The following is a 26817-nucleotide window of genomic DNA, read 5'->3' on the forward strand; positions in this document are numbered from 1 at the left end:
ACTGGCGGTGGCAGCTCCCACACCCTGGAAAGGACGCCCATGCGCGAGAACGAACACATCGAGTGCTGGCTCACGGACATGGACGGCGTCCTGGTGCACGAGAACCAGGCCATCCCCGGCGCTGCCGAACTGATCGAACGGTGGGTGGCCACCTCGAAGCGCTTCCTCGTCCTGACGAACAACTCGATCTACACACCGCGCGACCTCGCCGCCCGCCTCAAGGCCTCCGGGCTCGAGATCCCGGAGGAGAACCTGTGGACGTCGGCGCTGGCCACGGCCCAGTTCCTGCGGGACCAGCTGCCGGGCGGGCGGGCCTACGTGATCGGCGAGGCGGGCCTGACGACGGCGCTGCACGAGGCCGGCTTCGTCCTCACCGACACGAACCCCGACTACGTGGTGCTCGGCGAGACGCGCACCTACTCGTTCGAGGCCATCACCAAGGCGGTCCGCCTCATCCTCGACGGCGCGCGGTTCATCGCCACCAACCCGGACGTCACCGGCCCGTCGAAGGAGGGCCCGCTGCCCGCGACGGGCGCCATCGCGGCCATGATCACGGCCGCGACGAACCGCGCCCCGTACATCGTCGGCAAGCCCAACCCGATGATGTTCCGCTCCGCGATGAACCAGATCGACGCCCACTCCGAGACGACCGCGATGATCGGTGACCGCATGGACACCGACATCATCGCCGGCATGGAGGCCGGCCTGCACACGGTCCTGGTACTCAGCGGCATCACGCAGCCCGAGGACATCGACGCCTACCCGTTCCGGCCCGCGCAGATCTGCGCGTCGGTCGCGGAGCTGATCGACCAGGTCTAGCCGACCGTCCGGCAGGCTCAGAAGAAGCGCTTCCACCCGCCACCGCGCGGGACCGGGATGTACTCACGCTGAACGGCCGAGACGACGCCCTGGTAGACCAGCGGGTTCCACTGCGGGCTGGCGTGCGCGGGCAGGGCGCCCTCCGTCCGGAGGTCCACCGAGACCACGTTGTCGGGCAGCGAGCGCGCCCAGCCGGAGCGCGCTGTCGCGTAGTCGACGACGCCGTCGTCCGGGTTGCCCGCGAAGACCACCTTCGTGTCCCCGAGGGAGAGCCGGAACCGCGCGACGTCGAAGTGGTAGATGTACGAGGACTGGGTCTGGATGAGTTCGCTGCTGGGCGCGAGCGGTGAGAGCTGCTCGAGCGTCTGGTCGACGATCTGGCTCCAGGTGCGCTCGTTCTTGTGCACGATCCGCTCGCCGAGCTCGTACGTCCCACGCACGCTGATCGGCACGCGCACTCCCGCCTCGTAGAGCCGCACCACGCCGTCGAACATGCGCTGGTCGCGGACGTCGTAGCGGCTGGACGGCGAGGAGTCGAGGAGGATGAGTTCCACGGGGATGCCGCGGTCACGCAGGCGCGCCGCGACCTCCACCGCCACCATGCCGCCGAAGCTGTGGCCGTAGAAGTAGAGCCTCTCGAGTCGGAAGTTCTCCACGTAGCGGTTCATCGTGGCGACGACGTTGTTGATGTCCAGGCCGCGGTTGGAGTAGCCCATCACCGCCATCTGCGCCCGCCGGGACAGGGCCGGACGCAGCGAGTTCAGGATCCAGAGCCCCTCCTCCCAGCTCGTCTTGTAGCCCGGGAAGAGGACCCAGCGGTCGTTGGGGAAGCGCGCGCGGGCCTCCTCGTCGTCGAGCGGGAGGATGCGCGTCGCCTCGCGCCGGCCCTGGATGACCCGGGTGGTGACGAGGTCGGCGGCCACCAGGGCGGTTGCGGCGGACCCGATCAGGAAGGACCGGCGGGAGGACTCCCGGAAGTCGTACGCCCGCTGCAGCGCCTCGCCGTCGTCGTGCACGTGGATCTCCGGACCGTGCCCGTCTGCGGGTCCGCCGGTCAGGCCAGGCCCAGCTCGTCCTTGCCGAAGGCGAAGAGGTAGGGCACCCCCGCCTCGGACTCGATGCGCTCCTTCGACCCGGTGTCGCGGTCCACGATGACGGCGACGGCGCGCACGTCGCCTCCCGCACGGCGGACACCCTCGACGGCGGCGAGGGCGGAGCCGCCCGTGGTCGAGGTGTCCTCCAGCACGACGACGGGGCGGCCGGACACGTCCGGGCCCTCCACCTGACGGCCCATGCCGTGGGTCTTCTGGGTCTTGCGGACCACGAAGGCGTCGATCGGGCGACCTGCCCGGGCGGCGGCGTGCATCACGGCGGTGCCGACCGGATCGGCGCCCATCGTCAGGCCGCCCGCCGCCTCGAAGGCGATGCCGGCGTCGTCGAGCAGTTGCAGCATGACCCGTCCCACGAGCACGGACGCCTCGTGGTGCAGGGTGATGCGGCGGAGGTCGATGTAGTAGTCGGCCTCGACGCCGCTGGAGAGCGTGACGCGCTCGTGGACCACGGCGAGTTCCCGGATGAGCTCGAGGAGCCGGGTGCGGTCGGTGGTCGGCGTGGTCTGGGCAGTCATGCGCCAAGTCTATCGAGGGCGAGCCCTGCCCATGGGGCTTGGTTCGCGCCCGTGCCGACGCCGGGGGCTTCGGTCAGCCTGCCACCGATGCGGCCAGACCCAGGACCATCGCGTCGATCCGCTGGGGAGACATCGCGTGATGGATCGCCAGGATGCTGGCCCCGAGCACCCCGGCGTCGAGCCCTGAGCTGGACTGCGTGATCTGGAGGTGCTGGGTGGCCAGCGGAAGGGTGCGCGAGTACACCACCTCACGGATGCCGGCGATGAAGTGCTCCCCTGTCAGCGCCATCGATCCTCCGATGACGATCACGGCGGGGTTGACGAGGCTGATGCAGGCGGACAGCACCTCGCCCACGTCGCGTCCCGCCTGGCGCACGGCAAGGACAGCATCCCGGTCGCCCGATTCGACCAGCCTGACGACGTCTTCCCCGGTCCGCGCGTCGAGTCCGAGCGCGCGGAGCCTGGCTGCGACGGCCGGCCCCGACGCGACGGCCTCGAGGCAGTCGAAGTTGCCGCAGCGGCAGGGCGCCTGCATTCCGCCGTGGACGCGGATGTGGCCGATGTCGCCGGCGACACCGTCCGAGCCCCGCTGCAGTCGTCCGCCCGACACGATCCCAGCGCCGATCCCGGTCGCGACCTTGACGAAGAGGAGGTCATCCACGTTCTGCCAGGCCGCATTGCGCTCGCCGAGAGCCATGATGTTGACGTCGTTGTCCACGAGCACGGGAACATCGAAGTGCCCCTCCAGGTAGCCGGGGACGTCGTACCCGTTCCAGCCCGGCATGATCGGGGGGTTGATCGGCCGGCCGGTCCGGTGCTCCACGGGACCCGGCACCCCGACCCCGATCGCCAGCAGATCGGTTGCCGCGCGTCCGGATTCCCGGAGGAGCTCGGCTCCGAGTTCGACGACGGCGCCCAGTACCGCCTCCGGCCCCCGGGTGATCTCGATGGCGCGCGTCGTGCTGTGAAGGCCGTGCCCGGTGAGGTCGGTGACGGCGACCCTGAGATGGGATGCTCCGATGTCGACACCGAGGACCACCTTGCTGCCGGACTTCAGCGCGATCCGCGACGAAGGCCGCCCTCCGGTGGAGACCACGTCGTCGACGAAACCTACGAGACCCAGTTCCCTGAGGGCTTCGATGCGCAGCGTCACCGTCGATCGGGCCAGACCCATCAGGTCCGCGAGTTCGGTCCGCGTCCGCGGGCGCCCGTCCCGCAGGATCTGGAAGAGTTCGCTCGCGCCCGACGCAGCCAGGCCGCCGAAACTGGTTATGTCGCTCATCGATCAATTACAGCACAGCGATCGACGGAAGACAGGTCCGCCTCCCCGAACCTGGTCAGACCTTGACCGACTTCGCTCCGCGGACATCACGGGCGGCGAAGCGCTGCTGCAGGAGGACTGCAATGACGAGAATCAGGCCTCTGGCCAGCGCCTGCACGGAGGTGTCCAGGTTGTTCTGAGTGAACACGTTGGTCAGGGTGCTGAAGATCAGCACACCCAGGACAGTGCCCATGATGGTGCCGCGCCCACCGACGAGCAGCGTTCCACCCACAACGACGGCGGCGATCACGTCGAGTTCGAGGAGCAGACCATGGGTGGACGTACCGGCCGTGGTCCGGCCGAGGAACATGACGCCGCCGATGCCCGCCGTGAGGCCGGTGAGCACGTACAGGTAGACGAGGTGCCGCTTCACCTTGATGCCGGCCAGGCGCGATGCCTCGAGGTTCCCACCGATCGCAACGGTCCGGCGGCCGAACGTGGTGCGGTTCAGAAGAAACCATCCGGCGGCTGCGACGACGACGAAGATCCAGATAAGGGTGGGGACCCCTAGGAAGTCAGAGCGCATGACCTGCAGGAACTCGCGGTTGCTGACGATCTGAGTGCTGCGGCCGGAGATGAGTTCGGCAAGACCGCGTGCGCCGACGAGCATGGCGAGGGTGGCGATGAACGCGACCACGTTCCCGTAGGCGATCACCACTCCGTTGATCAGTCCAGCGCCGGCTCCGACCGCGAGCGCGACGAGCACGATGAGGACCCAGGAGGACTGCGTCGCTGCCAGTTGCACGCTGGTGAGGCTGGCAACCACGGTCGTCAGGCCGAGGACCGAGCCCACGGAGAGATCGATGCCGCCCGCCGTGATGACAAAGGTGACGCCGATGCTCACCACGCCGATGATCGAGGCGTAGCGCAGGATCGTGAGCATGTTCTCCACATTGAGGAACCGGTCCCCGCTGGTGATAACCCCCACGACCAGGAGCAGTGCAAGCGCGATGACCAGCCCCAGGTTCCGTCCCGCTGAGCCCCGCAGGAAGTTCCGGAACGCGCCTGCCCCGGGCGCACCGTGGTCGTCCGCCACTGCGGGACGCTGTGCCGCCACCTTCGTATTCTGATCGCTCACGCGGCACTTCCCTTCATGACGAGGTCGAGCACGGCGTGCTCGTCGAGGTCGCTTGCTTCGGATTGAGTGAGTACCCTGCCGTCATCGATGACGAGCACGGTGTCGGCGAGGCCCAGGACTTCCTCGATCTCGCTGGAGACCACGATGATGGCCGTGCCGTCCGCGGCGAGCCGACGAATGAGCGCGTAGATCTCCGTCCGAGCGCCGACGTCGACGCCGCGTGTGGGTTCGTCCAGCAGCAGCACCGGGGTTCCGTGGACCAACCAGCGGGCCAGCAGGATCTTCTGCTGGTTCCCTCCGGAGAGGGTCCTGGCCGGACGGTCCGGGTCGGCCGGACGCAGCTCGAGCGCGGCGATCTGCTGGCGGGCGGCGTCACGTTCGGCGCGCTCGTCGAGGTACCCGGCACGGGCGAACCGCTCGAACGTCGAGAGGGTCACGTTCTTGAAGATCGGTTCGTCGAGGATGAGCCCCTGGACCTTGCGCTCCTCGGGGGACAGGCCGATCCCCGCATCGACGGCGGAGCTGACGGACCCCGCCCTGAGGGAGCGGCCCTGGACGGTCACGGATCCGGAGGACGCCTTCCGAGCCCCGTAGATGGTCTCCAAGATCTCGGACCGCTTGGACCCCACGAGCCCGGCGAAGCCGAGGATCTCCCCCGCCCGGACGGAGAAGCTCACCCTTTCGAACTGCCCGTACAACTCCAGGTCCTCGACCTCGAGGACCACGGACGCATCAGCGGGTACGGGCTTCCGCTCCGGGAAGACGTTCTCGATATCCCTGCCCGTCATGAGCCGGATGAGCTCCGCCTTCGGGGTGTCCAGCGCGCTCAGTCCGCTTGCCGTGCTGCGGCCGTCCTTGATCACCGAGATGCGGTCGCCGATCTGTCGGATCTCCTCGAGCCGGTGGGAGATGTACACCACCGCGATGCCCTGCGCCGTGAGTTCGCGCACCACCCGGAAGAGGTTGGAGACCTCTCCCGAGTCGAGGATGGCGCTCGGCTCGTCCATGATGATCAGGCGGGTGTCGCGCGACAGCGCCCGCGCCAGGCTGACGATCTGCTTGTTGGCCGCGGAGAGCGAGCCCACCTCGGTTGTCGGTGACAGCCTGCCGTGCCCGAGCCGCTCGAGGAGCGTGCGGGCCACTGCGTTGGACTGCTTCACGTGGAGCACGCCGCCCGTTGCGCGCTCGTGCCCGAGGAAGATGTTCTCTGCCACGGTCAGTCCGTCGACGACGTCGAGCTCCTGGTACATGGTCGCGATGCCGAGATCGAGCGCGGCCGTCGGCCCCCCGATGATGATCTCCCTGCCCTCCCAGTGGATGCTCCCGCTGTCGGGTAGGTGAACACCGGAGAGCGTCTTGATGAGCGTGGATTTTCCAGCGCCGTTCTGCCCCATGACACAGTGGACTTCCCCCGGGACGACCTGCAGGTCGACCCCTTTCAGCGCTTGCACACCGGCGAATCGCTTGGTGATTCCGCGTACCTCGAGCAACGGCTGGGCATGATCGTCGGCGAACATGTGAGGAACCTAACACATTATGTCGTCACTCGATATAAGACTGCCGATTCTCCGCTTCCTTCTGTTACTGTGACGCCTGTCACGCAGACTTGCGGGCGCGAAGAGAGCATGCCGCACCATGCGGAGACGCACCGACTCAATGAGGAGACCCCATGCTTACAGTTCGAACCGGCCGGAAATCGCTCGTGACCCTCGGCGCCTTCCTGTCCGTCGGAGCCCTTGTCACCGGGTGCACACCGGAAGCGGAGAACTCCAATGCTCAGCCGACCAACGCATCCGTCGAGGGCAACCAGGCCGAGGGCGACAAGGTGGTCATCGGTTTCTCCGGACCTGCCGCCGACCACGGCTGGCTCGGCGCCATCAATACGGCCGCCACGGCAGAGGCGGAGAAGTACGGCGACATCGACCTCCGCGTGGCGGAGGGCACCAATGACGCGAATCTCCAGATCAGCCAGGTCGAGCAGTTCATCAATGACAAGGTCGACGCGATCGTCCTGCTGCCCACGGACGGTGCGGCCCTGACGCCCGTCGCCATCCAGGCCATGGAGGCCGGCATCCCGGTCATCAATGTGGACCGTGAATTCTCCAGCCCCGCTGCGGCGCGTACCACCGTCCTGGGGGACAACTACGGAATGGGCGTCAGCGCCGGTGAGTACATCTGCAAGGAGCTCGGAGGTGACGACAGCGCGGTCGTGGCCGAGATCGCGGGGATAGATTCACTGCCACTGACGCAGGACCGCAGCCGCGGCTTCACCGATGCGCTGGAGGCATGCGGGCTCGACGTCGACAATCGGGTCGCAGCAGACTTCACCGTCCAGGGCGGCGAGGCGGCGACATCCCAGCTCCTGTCAGCAGCACCCAAGATCGACGCCATATGGAACCACGACGATGATCAAGGCATCGGCGTCCTGGCCGCCATCGACAACGCAGGCCGCGACGAGTTCATCATGGTCGGGGGTGCCGGTTCGGCGAATGCGATGCGTGAGATCCAGGCGGGCGAGGGCGTCCTCAAGGCTACTGTCATCTACCCGTCGACCCAGGCGGCGGACGGCATCCGGCTCGCTCGGCTCATCGTCCAGGAGAAGGCCATGAGCGACCTCGTCGAGGTGAAGGTTCCCAAGCGTGTCGTCCTGAACGCGCCCGTGGTGACGGGCGAGAACGTAGATCAGTACCTGCCGACGGCTTTCGAGTCCTAGTGAAGGATGAGGTGGGTGCCCGTCGTGGAGGCGGCACCCACCCATCGGACAGTCTTCCCATCGCCGCCGAACAAGAGGAAACATGCACAACGACGTACCACTACTGAAGATCGCCATGGTCGGTCATGGTTTCATGGGCGCCGCCCACTCCCAGGGATGGCGGGTGGCACCGCGGTTCTTCGATCTGCCTGCCCGACCGGAGATGGCTCTGCTCGTGGGACGCACTTCCCCGGGGGTCGAGACCGCGGCCGAGAAGTGGGGCTGGAAGGAGACCACAACCGACTGGCGGGTCGCGGTGCAACGCGACGACATCGACGCCATCGACATCGTCACCCCCGGCGGTTCACATGCTGAAATCGCCATCGCTGCACTGGAAGCGGGCAAACACGTCCTGTGCGAGAAGCCGCTCGCCAACACCCTGGAAGAGGCCATCGCAATGACCGAGGCGGCCGACCGGGCCGGCAAGGACGTTTTCGCGATGGTCGGTTTCACCTACCGCCGCGTCCCTGCGGCCGCCTTCGCCCGCGGCCTCGTCCAGTCCGGGTCCATCGGCGAGGTACGCCAGATCCGGGCAACGTACCTGCAGGACTGGCTCGTGGATCCCGAGGCCCCGTTGACGTGGCGCCTACAGAAGGACCACGCGGGCTCCGGCGCACTCGGCGACCTCGGCGCCCACGCCGTCGATCTCGCCCAGTTCATCACCGGCCAAAGGGTGACCGGCGTGAGCGGGTTGCTCAACACGTTCGTCCACGAGCGTCCCCTCCTCGCGGAAACGAGGGGATTGGCAGGAACCGCAACACAGGAGAGGGGCGCTGTCACGGTGGACGATGTCGCCCTGTTCACAGGCCGTTTCGACGGTGGAGCCATCGGGTCCTTCGAAGCGACTCGCATGTCGACCGGTCGCAAGAACGCCCTCCGCCTCGAGGTGTCGGGTTCATCCGGCGCGGTCTACTTCGACCTCGAGAAGATGAACTCCCTCGGTTTCTACGATGCGACCGCCCCCGACACCCGCCGGGGATTCACCGACATCATGGTGACAGAGCCCGACCACCCCTATCTGTCCGCATGGTGGCCTGCCGGCCACTCCCTCGGATACGAGCACGGCTTCGTGCACCAGGCGAAGGACTTCGTCGAAGCCATCGTGGAGAGACGCCAGCCCGAGCCTTCCTTCGCTGACGGCCTCCAGGTTCAGAGAGTGCTCGACGGCGTGGAGCGGAGCGCCGGCGCGGACAGCCTCTGGACCAGGACAACATAAATCCCAGCGCTCGACGGCGTGCTCGTTCGCAGGGTTGGTCGCCGGGCCCGGAAGCTGCACTTCATTGCCCGTCCACTCACCCCAGGAGACCGCATGACCCGCAACTACACCCTGTTCACCGGCCAGTGGGCCGATCTCCCCTTCGAGAAGGTCGCCGAGCTCGCCGGCCAGTGGGGCTACGACGGCCTCGAGATCGCCGTCTCGGGGGACCACCTCGACGCCTGGCGGTGGGACGACGACGCCTACGTCCAGGACCGGCTCGACATCCTCGAACGCAACGGGCTGAAAGTCTGGGCCATCTCGAACCACCTCAAGGGGCAGGCCGTGTGCGACGACCCCATCGACTTCCGCCACGAGGCGATCGTGGGCCCGACGGTGTGGGGCGACGGCGACCCCGAGGGCGTGCGCCGGCGGGCGGCGGAGGAGATGAAGCTGACCGCGCGCCTCGCGAGGAAGCTCGGCGTGGACACCGTCGTCGGCTTCACCGGCTCCTCGATCTGGCAGTACGTGGCCATGTTCCCGCCCGTGCCCGCGACGGTCATCGAGGCCGGGTACCAGGACTTCGCGGACCGCTGGAACCCCATCCTGGACGTCTTCGACGAGTGCGGCGTCCGCTTCGCGCACGAGGTCCACCCCTCGGAGATCGCCTACGACTACTGGTCCACGCAGCGCACGCTCGACGCCATCGGCCATCGCCCGGCCTTCGGCCTCAACTGGGACCCGAGCCACTTCCTGTGGCAGCAGATCGACCCGGTGGCGTTCATCTCGGACTTCAAGGACCGCATCTACCACGTGGACTGCAAGGACACGAAGATGCGCATGGGCGGGGGGCGCAACGGGATCATGTCCTCGCACCTGCCGTGGGGGGACCCGCGGCGCGGCTGGGACTTCGTGTCCACGGGCCGGGGCGACGTGCCCTGGGAGGACAGCTTCCGGGCGCTGACGGCCATCGGCTACACGGGCCCCATCTCCGTGGAGTGGGAGGACGCCGGCATGGACCGGCTGCAGGGAGCACCCGAGGCCCTCGCCTTCCTGAAGCGGTTCGACTTCGCGCCGTCGGAGACGTCCTTCGACGCGGCGTTCAGCCAGTAGTCCCGGTCAGTAGGAGGCAGGCCCTTCCGAGTACCCGTTACGCGTGACCCGTCCGCCGCACCCGCCTAGCGTGGTCCTCGCCCGTGCCATCCGGCCCGGGCGACGACGGGCAGCCGGGTCTTCGTGCGGGGTGCCTCATTTCCGGGGGACGATGCGACATGACAGACACTCGGGCGGGAGCCACCGGCACGGCGGTCTGGGGACGGGCGGCGACGCTCGTCCCCGGCCGCGACCGCTACCTCGATCTGCTCCGCGCCATCGCACTGGTGCGCGTCGTGACACTGCACACCTACTTCGAGGCCGTCTGGCTGACCGTCGTCTTCCCCTCCCTGGGCATCATGTTCGCCCTGGCCGGAGCGCTGATGGCGCGGTCGCTGGACCGGCCCACCTTCGAGGTGCTGAGGAACCGGGCCCGGCGGCTGCTGCTGCCCCTCTGGGTCTATGCCCTCGCCATCCTGGGCCTGCTGGCCCTCCAGGGCTGGCGGCCCCCCGAAGGCGATGCCGTCGGCTGGTGGCTGCGCCTGATGCTGTGGTTCGTGCCGATCGGCGAATTCCCGATCCCCCAGGAGGCATCGTCGGGCATCGACGGGGCTCCGTTCGCATGGGCGGAACTCGCGGTGATCGCGCTCTGGTACATCCGTGCGTACTTCTGGTTCGTCCTGCTGTCCCCGTTGCTGCTGAGGGCGTTCCGTCGCCTGCCCTGGGTGACGTTGTTCGCGCCCCTCGTCCTCTGCGGCGTCCTCGCCACCGGCGAGATGCCGGTCCCCGACGCCGTCGCCTCCGTGATCGAGGACTTCGCGACCTTCGGGTCCTGCTGGGTGCTGGGGTTCGCGTACCAGCGGGGGTTCCTGCAGGCACTCCCCCGGATCGCCACTCCACTGGTGGCGGTACTGCTCATGGCGGCCGGTCTCTGGTGGGCGTCAGGACACCCCACCGAGGAAGGGTGGGACCTCGGGGAGATACCCCTCGCGCAGGCACTCTGGTCCTTCGGTTTCTGCGTGCTGCTGCTGCGCATCTCCCCCTCGTGGTCCACGTTCCCCGGGCCGCTGCGGCTCTTCGACGGCGCGATCACCCTCATCAACAACCGGGCCATCACCATCTACCTCTGGCACCTCCCGGCCCTCATCCTGACGGTCCCGGTGATCGACCAGTTGTGGGCCGTCCCCGCCCTCGAGACGTCGGTCCCGGGGCTGCTCGACAGCCATGGGCTCCAGCTCGCGCTGGTCTGGCTGATGGTCGGGATCGCGATCCTGACCGTCGGCTGGGTCGAGGACATCGCGGCACGCCGCCCGCCCCGGTTGTGGCCGTCGGGGCCGCCGCGGCGGACACCCGTACCCGGGGGAACGCCGCCCCGGGTCTGAACACCCGCCGCGGCGGACCAGTCCCGGAGGTGTGATTCCGGTCATTTTCGTAACCTCGTAGAAATGGACGCGGAGTAGCCTTGGAGCATGCATGAACTCCAGGCACGGATCATCGAGGAAATGGGCGTCAGGCCCACCATCGACCCCGCGGCGGAAGTCCGCAGCCGGGTCGGCTTCCTGAAGGACTACGTCAGGTCCACAGGCACACGCGGGTTCGTCCTCGGCATCAGCGGCGGACTCGACTCCACCCTGGCCGGCAAACTCGCCCAGCTCGCCGTCGACGAACTGCGGTCCGAAGGCGCGGACGCCGATTTCATCGCCCTGCGGCTGCCCTACAACGTCCAGAAGGACGAGGAGGACGCCCAGGCGGCCCTCGCCTTCATCCAGCCGCGCACCTCGAAGGTGTTCAACGTGGCCCCCGCCGTGGACGGCATCCAGCAGGAGTACGCGGCGACCACCGGCGAGCGCATCACGGACTACACCAAGGGCAACACGAAGGCCCGCGCCCGCATGGTGGCCCAGTACGCCGTCGCCGGGCAGCACAACCTGCTCGTCATCGGCACCGATCATGGCGCGGAGTCGGTCACGGGCTTCTTCACCAAGTTCGGCGACGGCGGAGCCGACGTCCTCCCGCTCTTCGGGCTGAACAAGCGCCAGAACCGCGCCCTCCTCAGGGAACTCGGAGCACCGGCCGCGCTCTACGACAAGATCCCGACGGCGGATCTGCTGGACGAGGTGCCCGGCCAGACCGACGAGCACGAACTCGGCCTCACCTACGAGCAGATCGACGACTACCTCGAGGGCCGCGAGATCGACGCCGACGCCGCGAAGGCGATCGAGCACCGCTACTGGACCACGCGGCACAAGCGGACGGTGCCGGTCACCCTGTTCGACTCGTGGTGGCGTGAGTAAACAGCACCGTTGGTAACGTAGGGGGCGTGAAGATCGCCACCTGGAACGTCAACTCCCTCCGTGCCCGCGCCGACCGCGTCGAAGCCTGGCTGGACAGGTCCGACGTCGACGTCCTGGCCATCCAGGAGACGAAGTGCAAGGACGAGAACTTCCCCTGGGAGTTGTTCGAGAACAGCGGCTTCGAGGTGGCGCACTTCGGCATCAGCCAGTGGAACGGCGTCGCGATCGCCTCCCGCGTGGGGCTCGACGACGTCGAACGCACCTTCCCCGGCCAGCCCGCCTTCGGCAAACCCGGCGCGGACGAGGTGCAGGAGGCCCGTGCGATCGCGGCGACGTGCGGTGGGGTGCGGGTCTGGAGCCTGTACGTCCCGAACGGTCGCGCCCTCGACGACCCGCACATGCCGTACAAGATCGACTGGCTGAACACGCTCCGCGGCCACGCGCAGCAGTGGATCACCGAGGACCCCGATGCGCAGATCGCCCTGATGGGCGACTGGAACATCGCACCCCAGGACGACGACGTCTGGGACATCGACCTGTTCGTCGACGGCGGCTACACCCACGTCAGCCCGGCCGAGCGCGCCGCGTTCCAGGCGTTCCTCGACTCCGGCTTCGCCGACCTCGCCCGGCCCTTCACCCCCGGGCCCGGCCTGTACACCTACTGGGACTACAAGCAGCTCCGCTTCCCGAAGAAGGAGGGCATGCGCATCGACTTCGTGCTCGGCTCCCCCGCCCTGGCCGCCCGCACGACGGACGCCTTCGTGGACCGGGAGGAGCGCAAGGGCAAGGGCGCCTCCGATCACGCGCCCGTGATCGTGGAACTCAGCGGACCGTGAGCCGACTGGGCCAGGTCCTCCGGCCGTTCCCGTACGTCTCCTACCTGCGGGTCTACGAACCCCTCGACGCCTTCTCGGACGCCCAGCAGCTCGCGATCCTCGAACAGCGGGCCCGCGAACGGGAACTGACGGAGGAGCTCGAGCACGAGCAGTCGCTCCGGCGCATCCTGCGCACCGTCTCGGACCCCTTCCCGCATCACGAGGCGGACCTCGTGCGCGTCACCCACTTCCCGAGCCTGAACGGCACGACGACGCCCTACTACTGCCCCAACCAGCTGGCCGTCCGGACCACGCTCGCCGCGGAGTCCCTGGACCAGAGCCTGCGCGGGCCCCTGATCGACGTCCTCGTGCCGGAGATCGCCCGTGAGGCGCACCAGGCCCGGCTGGACCCGGACACCTTCGCGGACTCCGTCGCGAGGCTCTACACGCGGTCGGCCACCTGGGGCGTGCCCTTCGCCTGGTTCGCCCTGATCCACGAGGACGACCTCACGGAGGTCGTCGAGGACGACGGGCGGGTCAGCACCGTGCGGATCACGGCGCGGATCGGGGACTGCATCGACCGCGGGCGCCGCTCGATCGCCCAGCTGGCGGTCGGTGCCCCGGAGATGGACCTGCTGGACGAACTCACGGAGATCGTCGAATGGCTGGAGATCTTCCGGCGGGACGCCGTCGTCGAGGTCGACTACGGGCCGGTCGCCGACCGCGTGTTCCCGGACGACTCCCCGATGGACGTGCGCCTCGGGATCGAGAGCCTGGCCGAAGCCGACATGATGGGTGCCGCCGCCTCGTACCGGCGCCTCGCATCACGGTGGATCCCGATCCGCCAGCTCGCCCGCGCCTCCTGACCGCGCGGGCGATGCGCGTGCGGCGTCGTGCGTGCGTTTCGCGTCGAAGGGGCCTCTGACGCGGCGTGTTCTGCTGCAACACGCCCTTCCGCGGCGAAACGCGTGCCGGAAGCCCCGCTCCACAGAGTGGTCGGGGCGCCTCAGGCCCTGACCGGCGCGGTCGTCGCCCGCTCCACGAGCGCGTGGGGCCGCGACGGCGGGTAGTCCGCCGGCTCGTTGCGCAGCAGCTCCCCGAGCAGGAGGTCCGCCGCGAACGCGCCCTGATCCTCGGGATCCTGCCGGATGGTCGTCAGGCCCATGGGTTCGGAGAACTCGTGGTCGTCGATGCCGATCACGGACAGCTCCCCCGGTACGGAGACGCCGAGCTCCGCCGCAGCCTTCAGCACACCGAACGCCATCTCGTCGGAGGAGCAGAACACCGCCGTCGGCCGGTCCGCCGGATCGGCGAGCAGCTCCAGCGCCGACGCCCGGGACGTGGCGAAGCGGAAGTCGCCGAACGCGGACCAGTCCTCGCGCACACTCAGCCCGTGGTCCGTCATGGTCTGCTGGAAGGCCTGCTCGCGGAGGCGCGGCACCTCGAAGTCGATGTCGAAGGACCCGCCGCCCCGCATGTGGGCGATGCGCGTATGGCCGAGCCCGATCAGGTGCTCCACGGCGTCGCGGACGGCACGGGCGTCGTCGATCCCTACATGCCGGACACCCTCGACCGCGCCGCCCACCACGATGTTCGGGTAGTCCAGCTCCTGGACGGCGGTGCGCTCCTCCTCGGTGAGGTGCATGCACATGACCAGCAGGGCGTCGATGCGCTTGCGGAGGATGGAGCGGTGGAACACCCGGTCCCGGTTCACGCCCGCACCGCCGAGGCTGAAGAGGATGAGGTCGTACCCCGCGGCGCGCAGCTGACGGTCCACGCCCTCGAGCACGGCCGAGAAGTACCAGCGGTCGATCACGGGGACGAGGACGCCCATGGCCATGGTGCGGCCCGACGCGAGGCCGGAGGCGGCCGACGACGGGACGTAGCCGAGCCGCTTCGCCGCCGAGGTGACCCGCGCCCGGGTGTCCTCGGCGACGCCCGGCAGCCCGCGCAGCGCACGGGAGACCGTCGCCGTCGAGACCCCGAGGGACGCCGCGACGTCGTCGATGCTCGTCACGGTCAGCCCTTCAGGCCACCGGCGAGCAGGCCCCGCACGAAGTACCGCTGGAGCCCGAAGAACACGGCGAGGGGGATGATCATCGAGACGAACGCCCCGGCCGTCAGTCGCTGCCATTCGCCGCCGCGGGAGCCCTGGAGCTCGGCGAGACGCTGCGTGATCGGGGCCACGTCCGCGCCGCCGCCGGAGAAGACGAGGGCCACCAGAAGGTCGTTCCACAGCCAGAGGAACTGGAAGATGCCGAAGGAGGCCAGGGCGGGGGTCGCGAGGGGGATGATGATGCGCCAGAAGATGGTGCTGTGCCCGGCGCCGTCCACCCGCGCGGCCTCGATGACCTCGCCGGGGATCTCCGCGATGAAGTTGTGCAGGAGGAAGATCGCCAGGGGCAGTCCGAAGATCGTGTGGGCGACCCACAGCTGGGCGTAGGTTCCGCTGGGCAGCAGCTGGAAGTCGCCGATCGTCAGGACCTTCGTGAAGAGCTGCAGCAGCGGGATGAGCGCCATCTGGAGCGGGACGATCTGCAGGGCGAACACGAAGATGAAGAGGGAGTCCTTGCCGCGGAAACGCCCCCAGGCGAACATGTAGGCCGCCATGGAGCCGAGGACCAGCGTGAAGATGGTCCCGGGGATCACGATCGCGAGCGAGTTGACGAAGTAGGACAGCAGGTTGGGCGACTGGCTGCCGCCGGGGCTCAGGACATCCGCGTAGTTCTCCAGCGTGAACTGGCGGTCCGAGAAGACGTTCCACCAGCCGTTGCCCTTGATGTTGTCCTCGGGCCGGAACGACGAGATGAGCAGGCCGAAGGTGGGGATGGTCCAGAGCACGGCGATGATGACGGCCGCGGCCGTGGCACGCCTCGACGTCAGCTTCTGCTTGACGCGCTTCTGCATGGTGGGGCGGCCCTGGGTGGCGTCGTCCTTGACGTCCGGGAGGAGGTCCTTGTTCTCGAGGGGGACAGTGCTCATCGGATTTCCTTCTGCTTGCGGAGAAGCCGGGCGTTGTAGACGACCACCGGCAGCACCATCAGGAAGAGGATCAGGGCCAGAGCGGCGCCGCGGCCCGGCTCACCCGCCCGGAATGCCTGGGTGTACATCTCGTTGGCGACCACGGAGGTCTCGTACTGCCCCGCGGTCATCGTCCGCACGATGTCGAAGACCTTCAGCGTCCCGATGGTGATGGTCGTGACGACGACGATCAGCGAGCCGCGGATGGTGGGGATGGTGACGTTGCGGAACTGCTGCCACGCGCTGGCGCCGTCGAGCCGGGCGGCTTCGACGATCTCCGTCGGGATGCCCTTGATGGCGGCCGAGAGCACCACCATGGCGAAGCCGGTCTGGATCCAGATCATGACAGCGATCAGGAAGAACGTGTTCGTCGGAGCATCGAGGAGGAACTGCTTCGGCTCCTGGCCGAACCACACCAGGATCTGGTTGAACAGGCCGATCTGATCCTGCTCCGGGCCCTTGTAGGCGTAGACGAACCGCCAGATGATGCCGGCCCCGACGAAGGAGATCGCCATGGGCATGAACACGAGTGCCTTGAGCGCCCTCTCCCCGCGGGCCCGGTCGATGAAGACCGCGTAGGCGAGGCCGATCGCGGAGGCGAGCAGAGGGACGAGGATCACCCAGATGACGGTGTTGCGCAGCGTGACCAGGGCCTCCGGCTGGGTGAACATCCACACGAAGTTGTCGAGGCCGACGAATTCGCCGTTGCGGCCGGTCAGGGAGAGGTAGGACGTCTGGAGGGCGGGGAACACGAGCCCGACGGCGAGCAGGAGCAGGGCCGGCGCGAGGAAGCCGGCGATCTGGATCTTCTCGCGTCCGGACTTGGGCGCCCGGTCCACCACCAGCATGATGAGCCCGATGATGGCGGCGAAGACGGCGAGGCCCACCACCACCTGTAAACCTTTGTCTGCAATATCTTCCACAGCCCAGCCTCCTGGCGTGCCTTTTGTAAGTGAATGGGGAGGCGGCGGAACGGGAGGACCGTGGGGCGGTCCTCCCGTTCCGTCGACGGTCCGCGGGCACCCGGCTGTCCGGGGTGCCCGCGGCTACCTGCCTAGGAGGAGGGCCAGCTGTCCTCGACGGTCTGCGTGACTTCCTCGGTGGAGGAACCGTTGATCCAGTTCACGATGCCGCTCCAGAAGGAGTTGGCGCCGACGGCACCCGGCATCAGGTCGGATGCGTCGAAGCGGAACACCGTCTCGGGGTCCTGCAGCAGTTCGATGGACTGGCGGTCCAGGTCCGACTGCGCGACCTCGGGATCCAGTCCCTTGTTCGCGCTGATCGCACCACCCTGGGAGACGCGGGCGTTGGCGAACTCGGCGCTCGCCAGGTACGTCTGCAGGGCCTGCACCTCGGGCCGGTCGGCGTACGCGCCGATCAGTTCCCCGCCACCGGTGATGGCCGTGCCCTGGGACGCGTCGATCGGTGGGGTCATGAAGGCCCAGACGTCGCCGTCCTCGGCGACGTTGGTCCCTTCGGGCCAGTTCACGGCCTGGAAGGACGCCTGGTGGTGCATCGCGCACGTGCCATCGAGCACGGGCTGGCCGGCCTCGGCGAACGGTGTCGAGAGGATGGAGCGGACATCGCCGAAGCCGCCGTTGACGTACTTGTCGTTCTTCAGGATGTCCCCGACGCGGTCGAAGGAGTCGACGATCCTGGGATCGTTGAACGGGATCTCGTGCGCGACCCACTGGTCGTACACCTCGGGGCCGTGTTCGCGCAGGACGGCGTCCTCGACCCAGTCGGTGCCCGGCCAACCGGTGGCCTCACCGGACTCGAACCCGGCACACCAGGGCTTCATGTCCCCCTCGCCGGCGATCTTCTCGGACAGCTCGGTCATCTCGTCCCAGGTGGTGGGGACTTCCCAGCCCTTCTCCTCGAACGTGGCCGGCACGTACCAGACGTAGCCCTTCACGTTGGCGAGCATGGGGGCTGCGTAGAAGGTGCCGTCCACCGTGCCGTAGTTCTTCCAGTCCTCGGACCATCCCTCGTCGACGAGGTCCGAGACCTCCTGGGGCGCAGGCTTGAGGAATCCGCCCTGCGCCTGGGCTGCGAGCAGTCCGGGCTGCGGGAAGATCGCGAGGTCGGGGGCGGTACCGCCCTGGGCCCTGACGCCGACCTGCGTCTCGAACTCCTTGGAGCCCTCGTACGCCACCTCGATGCCGGTGCACTCGGCGAAATCCGCCCAGGAGTTCTCGAGCCGCTCCGCCTCGATGTCGACGATCGTCGCGTAGACACTCACCTCGGCGTTGTCGAAGGTCCCGTAGGACTCGTAGGCGGCGCAGTCCGCGTCACCCGATCCTCCCGCGCTGTCCGACCCTTCCGAACCACAGCCGGCGAGCGCGAGGAGGGAAACACTGAGTGCTGCAACGGGCAGCACGAATTTCCGTGAGCGAATATTCGCCATTGAAACAGACTCCTTTGTCTGGCGGTACGTCTACGTGCGGGCTTGCAGCTGGACGCGCCGGGCCCGAGGATGTTCCGCCTCACTGATTGGTATCGCAACAGTAAGCGCTTACATCATGCGCCACAAGCATCCCGGGCGCCTCAGGGGGTTCTGATACAGAAATGTGACCTGCTTCACGCGACGCGGTCCGCTCGCGTGATCCGGACCCGCGCACCGGATCGAATGCTGATGAGCACCGGCGTGCGGTATCCGGTGACCGCGTCGAGGGCCTCCACGAGACGGGAGAGGTCCGCGGCGACAGCGTACGCGGGGACGCCCTTGCGGGGGAACACCCGGACATGCAGGCCCGGTACGCCCCGCACCAGCCAGGTGCTGACGGAGGCGGCTGCGAGATCGGGCCGCTCCAGGAGCGCGGCCTTGAGCGTCTGCTCGGCGGCGGCGGCGGTGATCGTCACCGTCCCGGCGGCGCCGGTGGCATCGGCGCCGGCGTCACCCGTCCCGGGGCGGCGGACGTCCGCCGTGGACGCGAAGATGCCCGTGCGCCCCCTGCCCTGGGCCGTGATCCAGAGGACGAGGAGCACGATCAGCAGCAGCAGGACCGCCGCCAGCGCCAGCCACAGCCAGGTGTCCGCCTGGCCCTCGAGCGTGGTGCGCGTCCGGGCGCCGTCGAGCGCCTCGCCGACTCCCGGCGCCGTGGCGGCCCACCAGGAGGCGACGGCGGGCAGGGTCAGGAGTGCGAGCCCGGCGGCCCCCGCCGCAGCGGCGAGGAGCCCGACGACGGCGAGCACCATGCGGTTGAGCCACCGCGGTGTCGTGTTCACTGCCCGATCACCCCGGAGTCCGTGACGACGACGGCGATCCGCGGTTCGGGGGTCACACCCGAGCGGTGGAGATCGTCCGCGACCGCCGCGCGGACGGCGTCGGCGTCGACCGGGATGCCGGACGTCGGGCGGACCTGGACCCTGACCGAGGTGCGGCCCACCGTGACGAGGACCTGCTCGGCCCCCACCCCCGCGGCGATCCGCGCCCGGCGGGCGAGGGAGGAGGCCACGACCTCGGCGTCGACGACGACGGCCGCGCGCCCGTCGGGGATCGCGTAGCGGGCCCGCCTGCCCGGCAGGACCGCGAGCAGGACCAGCAGCAGACCGACGACGAGCAGCAGCACGGAGCCCGCCCCGAGCAGCGAGGCGGGCACGCCGGCGGGCAGGGCCCCGAGCCATGCCGCCGCGGCGTCCAGGTCGAGCAGGAACGGCTCGTCCCCCACGGCCTGCAGGACGGCCTCGAACAGCAGGACGAGGCAGCCCACGATCAGCACGGCAGCGGTCAACACCGACGCCGCGGCGCGGGAGGAGTGCAGCTCCCGGCGCACGAGGCGCGCCGTGCTCGACGGCGTCGGGCGGTCGGGCAGGTCGACGCTCACAGGACCCTCGCCCCCCTGGTGACGGTGCTGCCGATGATGCGGAGGTCGACGCGGCTCAGCCGGGTCCCCGTGAGCTCCTGGACCCGCTCGAGGATCGGGGACCGCGCGGCGTCCGCGCGTGCCCACAGCGGGCCGCCGAAGGTGCCGACGACGTCGGGCTCCCGCACCACGCGGGTCAGCGGCGGCACGGGTAGGGGCAGGGCGAGGAGGAGTGCGAGGAGGCCCCGGTCGTCCGAGAAGGACGCCCGGACCTGGGCCGGTGGAACCCCGAACACCTCGCCGGCAACAGCCCGCGCAGTGCTGGTGAGGGCCTCCGTGGTGATCCGGTTGTGGCCGGCGACGAAGCCTGCGGGAGGACGCCCGGGAACCTTCGGCTGGATGTGCGTCGGGAGGCGCCCGGGAACGGGCTCGGCGGTCACGACGAGGAGCGGCGGCCGGACAGGGCGTCGAGGACGCCGCGCAGATCGAGCTTGCCCTCGATGACCCGCCCCACGACGGCGCCGCAGAGCACCAGGACGAATGTGAGGAGGAAGCCCCAGAAGCCGAAGATGAGCGCGGCGAAGGCGAGCACGGCTCCGACGGCCATACCGACGACAGTGGGTTTCATGGGTGCCTCACTCGGCCATCGGCTGGATCTGGGTGGAACCCGTGGGGTCGACGCGCCCCGCGGTCTTCGACTCCGTCGGCAGCGGCAGGTGAACGTCCAGGATCTCGACGTTCACCTCGATGACCTCGAGGCCGACGAGCTCGGTCAGGGCCTCGTACACGGCGGCGCGGACGGCGTCGGCGAGCGCGTTCAGGGCGAACCCGTAGGAGGCGACGAGGCTGATGTCGACGGCGAGCTGCGTCTGCCCGACCTCCACCTTGACGCCGTGGGAGAGATCGTTGGCGCCGACGGCGTCGCGGATGGCCCCCAGGGCGCGTCCGCTGCCGGCACCCAGCGCGTGGACGCCCGGGACCGCCCGGGCCGCGATCGCGGCGATCTTCACCGCCGCGGCGTCGCCGATCACGGTCCTTCCGGCCGGCGCATTCTGTGGGACGGCCAGTGGCCCGCCCATGGGTTGGTCGATCATCGCAGGAACGCCCCTTTCGCTTCTGCCCCAGCCTAAGCCACGGCCCGGCCGGCCTGCCTCGATCGCCCGCTCGGACCGCCCCGTCAGGACTCCGTGCAGTGCTGCCCGAGCCAGTCCTGGACCGGGATCATGGCATGCCGGAACGCCTCCTCGTCGAAGGTACCCGATCCCCGGGGCGGCGCTTCGACGGAGAGCGCGAGCGTGGTGAAGTCGTCGCGCAGATCCTCGGGCACCTTGTCGCGGAGGTCGAGGATCTGTTGCTCGAGGGCCTGCAACTCGCCCGGCTCCGATCCGTCGAGCAGCGTCAGCGGCGCGAGCATGGCCGTGGTCATGCCGCCGGCGACGACGACGCAGTGGTGGGAGGCCCCGGGGGCCGCCGTCTCCTGCCGGGCTCCGGCCAGGCCGTCGGGGGAGGCGCCGGTGGCGTCCGGCGGGGAAGGCCGGGCGGGCATCGTGAGCATCGTCTCGGTGGGTGCCGGCGCGCCCTGACCGCACCCGGCGAGGGCCAGCGCGATGATGCACAGCCCGGCAGCGGGAGGCAGGAATCTCACGGGCGCCCTTTCGTCTCGATGCGATGCCGGAGGTCCACCGCGGTGACCCGGGCGATCCGACCCGCCGCAATGCTACGGGCGGAACCCCGGCGTTGGCTGGGAGGAGCACAGACGAGAAAACCCCGCGTTCCGTGGGGAACTGCGGGGTTTCAGCGGTGGCTCCGACCGGCGTCGATCCGGTGACCTTTCGATTTTCAGTCGAACGCTCTACCAACTGAGCTACAGAGCCTTGGAACCATCCTGCGGATGATCACCGTCTCCAGCCCGGCCGGCTTCCCCGGGGGGATCCGGCCGCCTGAGCGACCCTGACGGGACTTGAACCCGCGACCTCCGCCGTGACAGGGCGGCGCGCTAACCAACTGCGCTACAGGGCCTTGCTAACTTTCCTTGCTGCTTTTGCAAGAGTTCCAGCCTACCAGCACTTTTCGTCCCGGTTGACCGCCCGTGAGGGCATCTCCTGCGTACCCCCAACGGGATTCGAACCCGTGTCGCCGCCGTGAAAGGGCGGTGTCCTAGGCCACTAGACGATGGGGGCCTGAACTACGACCCGGGTTCCTGCGACCCCCCGGAGAGCGAGCATTTCCGGTGGATCATTCCCTGCCGTGGACCTATAGAACTATAGATGCTCCATCCCGTTTCCACAAAATCACCGGCACCCGACGGAGTGGGTACGATCGGGGCGTGCCGTTCGAGATCTCGCGTGAGGACTTCGAGGACGCCGTCGACGACGCCATCGACCGCATCCCCGACGACCTCGCGCGCGCCATGACCAACGTGGTGATCTTCGTGGTGGAGGAGTACGAGCCGCACCCGGGCGAGCCCTCGGACACCGAGCTGCTGGGCCTGTACGAGGGCACGCCGCTCACCGAACGGGACTCCTGGTGGGACGCGGGGTCGCTGCCCGACCGCATCAGCATCTTCCGCGGCCCCCTGATGCGCCTGTGCGACTCCCGTGAGGAGCTCGTCGAGGAGATCCTGGTGACCGTCGTCCACGAGATCGCCCACCACTTCGGGATCGACGACGACCGGCTCCACCAGCTCGGGTGGGGCTGACGCGCCGAACGGGCGGGAAAGGCCGGTCAGCCGGCCTGCGGGACCATCGGGCCGAAGGAACTGCGGTCCTCGAGCCGCGGGTCCGCCCGGTCGGGGACGACCAGCACGGGTCCGCGGGCGTGGTGCAGGACGCCCTGGCTCGTGGAGCCCAGGAGCATGCCGGCGAAGCCTCCCCTGCCGCGCGTGCCCACCACCAGCAGTTCCGAGGTGGCCGACGCCTCGATGAGCACCTCGGCGGGCGGCCCGTCCACGAGGTCCACCGTGATGACGACGTCCGGGTAGTGGCTCTGCAGCCAGTCACGACCGGCGGCCAGCTGCACGGCGAGGTCCGCGTGCAGCGCCTTCCGGTCCACCGGCGCCGGAACCCAGGCGAGTGAGCCGTTGAACGGCGCCACGGAGCAGATGACGCGCAGGGGCAGTCCGCGGGACCGGGCTTCCTCGGCGGCGGCGAGCGAGGCCGTACGCGCCTGCTCCGATCCGTCCACACCGACCACCACCACGGGCTCCACGGCGGCCGGAGCGTCCCTGTCCCTGTCCCTGTCCCGTCCCGGCTTCCTGCCGAGCTCCGGGTGGCCGAGGCGGGCACCGGTGCGGACGGGGATGACCGCCGTCGGGCATTTGGCGTGCGCCGGAAGGGCGCTGCTCACGGAGCCGAGCAGCCGGCCGACGAACCCGCCCCGGCCGCGCGAGCCCACCACCATCAGCTCGGCCTCCTCGGAGAGATCGAGGAGCACGCCGGCGGCGTCACCGGTCTCGATGCGCGGGTAGACCTCCAGCGCCATGCCCTCCAGTCGGGTCAGGGCCTCGTCGAGGACGGCCTGCGCGCTCTCGCGGATGACCTCGTCGTCCACGGTGGCATACCCGGCGTCCATGCTCGACGCCGCGAAGACCGGCACCGTGTAGGCAGTCACCACGTACAGCGGTGCGCTGCGCCGCCCGGCCTCGCGCGCGGCCCACAGCAGCGCGCAGATGCTCTGGTCGGAGCCGTCCACACCGACGACGATCCCGTGCCGGACCAGCCCGTGCTCCGGGCCTTCTGTGTTCTCACTGTTCACGGCAGGCCTCCATCGGTCGCGCCTCGGACCGCCGAAAGCGGCCGGTCCCCCATTTGTAGCGCACCACCGATGATCGGTCTATTCACGGCCCCAAATGTTATATAGGCTGCGATGATTCGTCGCGGGGCCCTGCCTGGCAGCACGCCCCGCACGCAGTGCTCCTGGCCGACCCGTTGGCGGCCGGGAGTCCGTACGGCCCGGACGAGGCGTACGGAATTCCTGCTTCGTGTGGAGGTGACCCCGGTGGATTCCATGCCGCCCGACCCGGCCCGGCCTGCGTCCGCGCCCGCCGCGGCCGAGCGGACGAGCACGGTGGTCATCGGCTCCGGACTGCCGGGCCTCGCCGTCGCCAGCGAACTCAGCCGCCGCGGCATCGACGCGATCGTCGTGGAAAGCCTCGAGTGCTCCGACTCCGGGCCCATGCGCACTGTCATGGCGGACGCCGCGTCGCTCTCGGAGCGCACCGAGCTGATGCGGCTCCTGCGCGGCTACGCCACCGCCCACCGCATCGACGTCCGCCAGAGCACCGTGGCCGAGCAGCTTTGCATCATCGGCCACCCCCAGCTCATCAAGGCTCCGGCGGAACGCAAGAAGTGGGCGGTCCAGACGGCGGACGGGGTCCTCCTGGCCGACCACGTGGTCCTCACGAAGTTCCCGCAGAACGAGCTGCGCCGGTTCCTCCGCTCGATGGACATCGCGATCGGCCGCGACGTCAAGGACACGCTGCGCGCGATCGGGCTGCACCTCGTGGGGGTCGGCGAACTCCTGACGCCCTCCACGCGGGAGATCGTCCGCCAGGCGAAGCTGGTCGGTGACGCCATCGGGGAGCAGGGGTCGCCCGCCCTGGATCGCGTCGCGCCGCGCGCGGCGGCCTCCCCGCTGTTGACCGCGTCCCCGCCGGTGGCGGGAGCGCCTACCGGCCGGCGCCGAGCCGCTTCCGCGCCGTAAGCGCGAGCACGACGGCGATGACCACGAGCGCGGCGATCATGCCGACGATGCTCCAGGGGAAGTCGCTCACGCCGGCCTGCTGCGTCTCGACGGCCTGATCGTCCTGGACCTCGAGGGGACCGGCCGTGCTCGCGCTGTCCGGGGCCGTCGTCCCGCCCTCCTGCGTGGTGAAGGCGAAGGAACCCTCGATGGGGTGGGAGTCCGAGCTGACCACGCGCCAGTTGACGGTGTACTCGCCGGCCGGGGCGCCCGCGCGCAGCGGCTGGCTGGCCGACCGGTCGACGATCTCCGCAGGGCCGTCCGCCCAGTCCACCCCGGATTCGTCCAGGACCTGGATCTGCGCGCCGATCCCGGACGGGACGCTCGAGAAGGCGAGTTCCAGGCTCGGCGGCAGCACGTCCACCGTCGCCCCCTCGGCGGGATTGGTCCCGGTCAGTTCGTCGTGGGCGCTCGCGGCACCGCCGGCACCCAGGAGCACGGCGAGCGCAAGCAGGAGCGTCGGCAGGAGCGCGCGGAGGGTCCGGTCGGCACGACGGCGGCGACCGCGGGCGGGCGCCGAGGATCGGGGCGTCGGGGGGAGGTAGGCAGCCATGCGTCCACCCTACGTCGAGTCCCTGATGGTGCGCTGGGGCCCGGAACGCCGCCGCCGTCCGTCACGATCGGGACCCGACGGGACCCCCGGGATAGAATCTTCCCGACCCACTCCTTCCCCCTAGGACCTCCCATGCTCAAAACCGGTTCCGTGCTGGACCGCTATTTCCATATCAGCGAGCGGGGGTCGTCCGCCTCCCGTGAGATCCGGGGAGGACTCGCCACCTTCTTCGCCATGAGTTACATCGTGGTGCTCAACCCGCTCATCCTCGCCGGCGCCGATTCGTCGGGCACCGAGCTCGGCGTGGAGCGCGTCGCCGCGGTGACCGCGCTCGTCGCCGGCATCCTGACCATCGTCATGGGCGCCTGGGCGAAGTACCCCTTCGCGCTCGCCACCGGGCTCGGCGTCAACGCGTTCGTGGCCATCACCGTGGCCACGAACCCCGGCCTGACCTGGCCGGACATCATGGGCCTGGTCATGCTCGCGGGCCTCACCATGCTGGTGCTGGTCCTGACCGGCTTCCGGACGGCCGTCTTCAACGCCGTCCCCGGGAGCCTGAAGACTGCGATCGTGGTGGGCATCGGCCTGTTCATCGCGCTGATCGGCCTCGTCAACGCGGGCTTCGTGCGCCGCATCCCCGACGTCGCGAACACCACCGTGCCCGTGGGCCTCGGCTTCGGCGGCGTCCTCATCGGGTGGCCCACCCTCGTGTTCGTCTTCGGCCTGATCCTCACGATCGCCCTGGTGGTCCGGAAGGTCCGCGGGGCCATCCTCATCGGCGTGCTCGCCGCGACGATACTCGCCGTCGTCCTCGAAGCCGTCTTCGACGTCGGCGCCAGCTTCACGCCGGGCGCGGAGCCGAACCCGGCCGGCTGGTCGCTCGTGGTCCCGGAACTCCCGTCCGGCTCGTGGGTCGGCATCCCCGACCTCAGCCTCGTCGGCAATGTGAGCCTCTTCGGCGCCTTCACGCATCTCGGCGCGACCGCCGCGGTGCTGCTGACCTTCACCATCCTCCTGAGCATCTTCTTCGACGCGATGGGGACCATGGTGGGCCTGGCGAACGAGGCGAAGCTCGTCGACGCCAAGGGCGACATCCCCGGCGTGAACCGCGTCCTCGTGATCGATGCCCTCGGGGCCGTGGCCGGCGGCGCCGGGTCCGTCTCGTCCAACCAGATCTACGTCGAGTCCGGCGCGGGCATCGGCGAGGGGGCGCGGACGGGCCTCGCGAACGTCGTGACCGGCCTGCTGTTCCTCCTCGCGATGTTCTTCACGCCGCTCATCAGCCTGGTGCCGTTCGAGGCCGTGGCACCGGCCCTCGTGGTGGTGGGCTTCATGATGGTCGCCCAGGTGGGACGCATCGACTTCGACGACTGGGGCATCGCCATCCCGGCGTTCCTCACCTTCACCCTGATGCCGTTCACGTACTCGATCGCGAACGGTCTCGGCGCGGGCTTCATCGCGTTCGTGCTGATCCGCGCCATCCAGGGCCGCGGCCGCGAGGTACACCCGCTGATGTGGGCCGTGGCCGCGGCGTTCGTGGTGTTCTTCGGCATCGGCCCGATCGAGGAGATCCTCGGCGTCTGACCCCCGGTCCCGCCTGCTACCGATGCGCCCACGGGGCGCACCGGTTCAGTGGGCGTGATCGGACATGCCCACCGGACGGGTGCAGCCACAGGGCACGAGCGACGACGGCGGTCGGGGGAC

28 protein-coding genes and 3 tRNA genes are annotated in these 26817 nt (G+C 69.3%); 11 read left to right on the top strand and 20 right to left on the bottom strand.

From position 1 onward, the window contains the following. Positions 1-39 precede the first annotated feature (39 nt). Positions 40-819 (top strand): HAD-IIA family hydrolase, encoded by a 780-nt coding sequence (locus tag C4K88_RS14865; RefSeq protein WP_104122410.1) that lies wholly within the window; start codon positions 40-42, stop codon positions 817-819. Between the two features lie 17 nt (positions 820-836). Here C4K88_RS14865 and C4K88_RS14870 read toward each other — a convergent pair whose 3' ends face one another. From C4K88_RS14870 to C4K88_RS14890, 5 genes are all read right to left on the bottom strand, one after another. Next, positions 837-1835, bottom strand: coding sequence for a thioesterase domain-containing protein (locus C4K88_RS14870; RefSeq protein WP_104122411.1), 999 nt, complete (start codon positions 1833-1835; stop codon positions 837-839). Between the two features lie 38 nt (positions 1836-1873). After that, positions 1874-2446: an orotate phosphoribosyltransferase gene (gene pyrE, locus C4K88_RS14875; RefSeq protein WP_104122412.1), complete on the bottom strand. Its 573-nt coding sequence runs from the start codon at positions 2444-2446 to the stop codon at positions 1874-1876. A gap of 73 nt (positions 2447-2519) precedes the next feature. Next, positions 2520-3728 (bottom strand): ROK family transcriptional regulator, encoded by a 1209-nt coding sequence (locus C4K88_RS14880; RefSeq protein WP_104122413.1) that lies wholly within the window; start codon positions 3726-3728, stop codon positions 2520-2522. Positions 3729-3783: 55 nt separating this feature from the next. Continuing rightward, positions 3784-4803 (bottom strand): ABC transporter permease, encoded by a 1020-nt coding sequence (locus C4K88_RS14885; protein ID WP_241522006.1) that lies wholly within the window; start codon positions 4801-4803, stop codon positions 3784-3786. A 38-nt stretch (positions 4804-4841) separates the two neighbouring features. Continuing rightward, a complete protein-coding gene (locus tag C4K88_RS14890; RefSeq protein WP_174705257.1) occupies positions 4842-6362 on the bottom strand; it encodes a sugar ABC transporter ATP-binding protein in 1521 nt (506 codons plus the stop codon). 152 nt (positions 6363-6514) lie between these two features. Here C4K88_RS14890 and C4K88_RS14895 point away from each other — a divergent pair, with 152 nt between their 5' ends. The 7 genes from C4K88_RS14895 (at position 6515) to C4K88_RS14925 (ending at position 13859) form a co-directional block, all read left to right on the top strand. Next, positions 6515-7558 carry a substrate-binding domain-containing protein gene (locus C4K88_RS14895; protein ID WP_104122415.1) on the top strand — a complete coding sequence of 348 codons (1044 nt, stop codon included), beginning with the start codon at positions 6515-6517 and terminating at the stop codon, positions 7556-7558. A gap of 115 nt (positions 7559-7673) precedes the next feature. Continuing rightward, complete coding sequence (locus tag C4K88_RS14900; RefSeq protein ID WP_104122549.1) at positions 7674-8813, top strand: Gfo/Idh/MocA family protein; 1140 nt, start codon at positions 7674-7676, stop codon at positions 8811-8813. 93 nt (positions 8814-8906) lie between these two features. After that, complete coding sequence (locus tag C4K88_RS14905) at positions 8907-9905, top strand: sugar phosphate isomerase/epimerase family protein (protein ID WP_104122416.1); 999 nt, start codon at positions 8907-8909, stop codon at positions 9903-9905. A gap of 158 nt (positions 9906-10063) precedes the next feature. Next, a complete protein-coding gene (locus tag C4K88_RS14910) occupies positions 10064-11266 on the top strand; it encodes an acyltransferase family protein (protein WP_104122417.1) in 1203 nt (400 codons plus the stop codon). Between the two features lie 87 nt (positions 11267-11353). Further along, positions 11354-12178 (top strand): NAD(+) synthase, encoded by an 825-nt coding sequence (gene nadE / locus C4K88_RS14915; RefSeq protein WP_104122418.1) that lies wholly within the window; start codon positions 11354-11356, stop codon positions 12176-12178. 26 nt (positions 12179-12204) lie between these two features. After that, the gene (locus C4K88_RS14920) at positions 12205-13014 is read left to right on the top strand and encodes an exodeoxyribonuclease III (protein ID WP_104122419.1); all 810 of its coding nucleotides are present in this window, start codon (positions 12205-12207) and stop codon (positions 13012-13014) included. Beyond that, on the top strand, positions 13011-13859 hold the full coding sequence (locus tag C4K88_RS14925) for a DUF8083 family protein (protein WP_104122420.1): 849 nt from the start codon (positions 13011-13013) through the stop codon (positions 13857-13859). The genes C4K88_RS14920 and C4K88_RS14925 overlap by 4 nt, the downstream gene beginning before the upstream one ends. 140 nt (positions 13860-13999) lie before the next feature. On the opposite strand, the gene C4K88_RS14930 is transcribed toward C4K88_RS14925, so the two are convergent. The 13 genes from C4K88_RS14930 to C4K88_RS14990 form a co-directional block, all read right to left on the bottom strand. Then, positions 14000-15010, bottom strand: coding sequence for a LacI family DNA-binding transcriptional regulator (locus tag C4K88_RS14930; RefSeq protein WP_174705258.1), 1011 nt, complete (start codon positions 15008-15010; stop codon positions 14000-14002). 2 nt (positions 15011-15012) lie between these two features. Next, entirely contained in the window at positions 15013-15900 is an 888-nt protein-coding gene (locus tag C4K88_RS14935) for a carbohydrate ABC transporter permease (protein WP_438502357.1), read from the bottom strand. 71 nt (positions 15901-15971) lie between these two features. Then, the gene (locus C4K88_RS14940; RefSeq protein WP_104122423.1) at positions 15972-16937 is read right to left on the bottom strand and encodes a carbohydrate ABC transporter permease; all 966 of its coding nucleotides are present in this window, start codon (positions 16935-16937) and stop codon (positions 15972-15974) included. Between the two features lie 131 nt (positions 16938-17068). Next, positions 17069-18421: an ABC transporter substrate-binding protein gene (locus tag C4K88_RS14945; protein ID WP_167399061.1), complete on the bottom strand. Its 1353-nt coding sequence runs from the start codon at positions 18419-18421 to the stop codon at positions 17069-17071. Between the two features lie 173 nt (positions 18422-18594). After that, a complete protein-coding gene (locus C4K88_RS14950) occupies positions 18595-19242 on the bottom strand; it encodes a hypothetical protein (protein ID WP_104122424.1) in 648 nt (215 codons plus the stop codon). Next, the gene (locus tag C4K88_RS14955) at positions 19239-19841 is read right to left on the bottom strand and encodes a DUF6286 domain-containing protein (RefSeq protein ID WP_241521993.1); all 603 of its coding nucleotides are present in this window, start codon (positions 19839-19841) and stop codon (positions 19239-19241) included. The genes C4K88_RS14950 and C4K88_RS14955 overlap by 4 nt, the downstream gene beginning before the upstream one ends. Further along, a complete protein-coding gene (locus tag C4K88_RS14960; protein WP_306418623.1) occupies positions 19838-20260 on the bottom strand; it encodes a hypothetical protein in 423 nt (140 codons plus the stop codon). The genes C4K88_RS14955 and C4K88_RS14960 overlap by 4 nt, the downstream gene beginning before the upstream one ends. Beyond that, positions 20257-20448, bottom strand: coding sequence for a DUF2273 domain-containing protein (locus tag C4K88_RS14965; protein WP_104122425.1), 192 nt, complete (start codon positions 20446-20448; stop codon positions 20257-20259). Before C4K88_RS14965 ends, C4K88_RS14960 begins: the two co-directional genes overlap by 4 nt. Before the next feature lie 7 nt (positions 20449-20455). After that, on the bottom strand, positions 20456-20914 hold the full coding sequence (locus tag C4K88_RS14970; protein WP_104122426.1) for an Asp23/Gls24 family envelope stress response protein: 459 nt from the start codon (positions 20912-20914) through the stop codon (positions 20456-20458). Between the two features lie 83 nt (positions 20915-20997). Further along, positions 20998-21465: a hypothetical protein gene (locus tag C4K88_RS14975; RefSeq protein ID WP_104122427.1), complete on the bottom strand. Its 468-nt coding sequence runs from the start codon at positions 21463-21465 to the stop codon at positions 20998-21000. Between the two features lie 156 nt (positions 21466-21621). Next, positions 21622-21694 (bottom strand) — tRNA-Phe (locus C4K88_RS14980). A 71-nt stretch (positions 21695-21765) separates the two neighbouring features. Then, positions 21766-21839: transfer RNA gene (locus C4K88_RS14985), tRNA-Asp, on the bottom strand. An 88-nt stretch (positions 21840-21927) separates the two neighbouring features. Next, positions 21928-22000, bottom strand: a tRNA-Glu gene (locus C4K88_RS14990). 146 nt (positions 22001-22146) lie between these two features. On the opposite strand from C4K88_RS14990, the gene C4K88_RS14995 reads away from it, so the two are divergent. After that, positions 22147-22518, top strand: a complete 372-nt coding sequence (locus C4K88_RS14995; protein WP_241521994.1) for a metallopeptidase family protein — start codon at positions 22147-22149, stop codon at positions 22516-22518. 26 nt (positions 22519-22544) lie between these two features. Here the strand turns inward: C4K88_RS14995 and C4K88_RS15000 are convergent, their stop codons facing one another. Then, complete coding sequence (locus C4K88_RS15000; RefSeq protein ID WP_104122428.1) at positions 22545-23573, bottom strand: universal stress protein; 1029 nt, start codon at positions 23571-23573, stop codon at positions 22545-22547. A 252-nt stretch (positions 23574-23825) separates the two neighbouring features. Here C4K88_RS15000 and C4K88_RS15005 point away from each other — a divergent pair, with 252 nt between their 5' ends. Further along, a complete protein-coding gene (locus C4K88_RS15005; RefSeq protein ID WP_104122555.1) occupies positions 23826-24521 on the top strand; it encodes an FAD-dependent monooxygenase in 696 nt (231 codons plus the stop codon). Here C4K88_RS15005 and C4K88_RS15010 read toward each other — a convergent pair. Then, positions 24487-25113 (bottom strand): copper resistance CopC family protein, encoded by a 627-nt coding sequence (locus C4K88_RS15010; protein WP_104122429.1) that lies wholly within the window; start codon positions 25111-25113, stop codon positions 24487-24489. The two genes, C4K88_RS15005 and C4K88_RS15010, sit on opposite strands and share 35 nt — an antisense overlap. Before the next feature lie 132 nt (positions 25114-25245). Here C4K88_RS15010 and C4K88_RS15015 point away from each other — a divergent pair, with 132 nt between their 5' ends. Beyond that, on the top strand, positions 25246-26697 hold the full coding sequence (locus C4K88_RS15015; RefSeq protein ID WP_104122430.1) for an NCS2 family permease: 1452 nt from the start codon (positions 25246-25248) through the stop codon (positions 26695-26697). Positions 26698-26817 lie beyond the last annotated feature (120 nt).

The sequence above is a fragment of the Arthrobacter pityocampae genome, assembly GCF_002927275.1.
Classification (GTDB): Bacteria; Actinomycetota; Actinomycetes; order Actinomycetales; family Micrococcaceae; genus Arthrobacter_D; species Arthrobacter_D pityocampae.

Bases quoted from the DNA above. Each gene is read 5' to 3' on its own strand.
- C4K88_RS14865 (WP_104122410.1), top strand. From the start codon at position 40: ATGCGCGAGAACGAACACATCGAGTGCTGGCTCACGGACATGGACGGC.
- pyrE (WP_104122412.1), bottom strand. From the start codon at position 2,446: ATGACTGCCCAGACCACGCCGACCACCGACCGCACCCGGCTCCTCGAG.
- C4K88_RS14880 (WP_104122413.1), bottom strand. From the start codon at position 3,728: ATGAGCGACATAACCAGTTTCGGCGGCCTGGCTGCGTCGGGCGCGAGC.
- C4K88_RS14890 (WP_174705257.1), bottom strand. From the start codon at position 6,362: ATGTTCGCCGACGATCATGCCCAGCCGTTGCTCGAGGTACGCGGAATC.
- C4K88_RS14895 (WP_104122415.1), top strand. From the start codon at position 6,515: ATGCTTACAGTTCGAACCGGCCGGAAATCGCTCGTGACCCTCGGCGCC.
- C4K88_RS14900 (WP_104122549.1), top strand. From the start codon at position 7,674: ATGGTCGGTCATGGTTTCATGGGCGCCGCCCACTCCCAGGGATGGCGG.
- C4K88_RS14905 (WP_104122416.1), top strand. From the start codon at position 8,907: ATGACCCGCAACTACACCCTGTTCACCGGCCAGTGGGCCGATCTCCCC.
- C4K88_RS14910 (WP_104122417.1), top strand. From the start codon at position 10,064: ATGACAGACACTCGGGCGGGAGCCACCGGCACGGCGGTCTGGGGACGG.
- nadE (WP_104122418.1), top strand. From the start codon at position 11,354: ATGCATGAACTCCAGGCACGGATCATCGAGGAAATGGGCGTCAGGCCC.
- C4K88_RS14935 (WP_438502357.1), bottom strand. From the start codon at position 15,900: ATGCAGAAGCGCGTCAAGCAGAAGCTGACGTCGAGGCGTGCCACGGCC.
- C4K88_RS14945 (WP_167399061.1), bottom strand. From the start codon at position 18,421: ATGGCGAATATTCGCTCACGGAAATTCGTGCTGCCCGTTGCAGCACTC.
- C4K88_RS14965 (WP_104122425.1), bottom strand. From the start codon at position 20,448: ATGAAACCCACTGTCGTCGGTATGGCCGTCGGAGCCGTGCTCGCCTTC.
- C4K88_RS14970 (WP_104122426.1), bottom strand. From the start codon at position 20,914: ATGATCGACCAACCCATGGGCGGGCCACTGGCCGTCCCACAGAATGCG.
- C4K88_RS15005 (WP_104122555.1), top strand. From the start codon at position 23,826: ATGCCGCCCGACCCGGCCCGGCCTGCGTCCGCGCCCGCCGCGGCCGAG.
- C4K88_RS15010 (WP_104122429.1), bottom strand. From the start codon at position 25,113: ATGGCTGCCTACCTCCCCCCGACGCCCCGATCCTCGGCGCCCGCCCGC.
- C4K88_RS15015 (WP_104122430.1), top strand. From the start codon at position 25,246: ATGCTCAAAACCGGTTCCGTGCTGGACCGCTATTTCCATATCAGCGAG.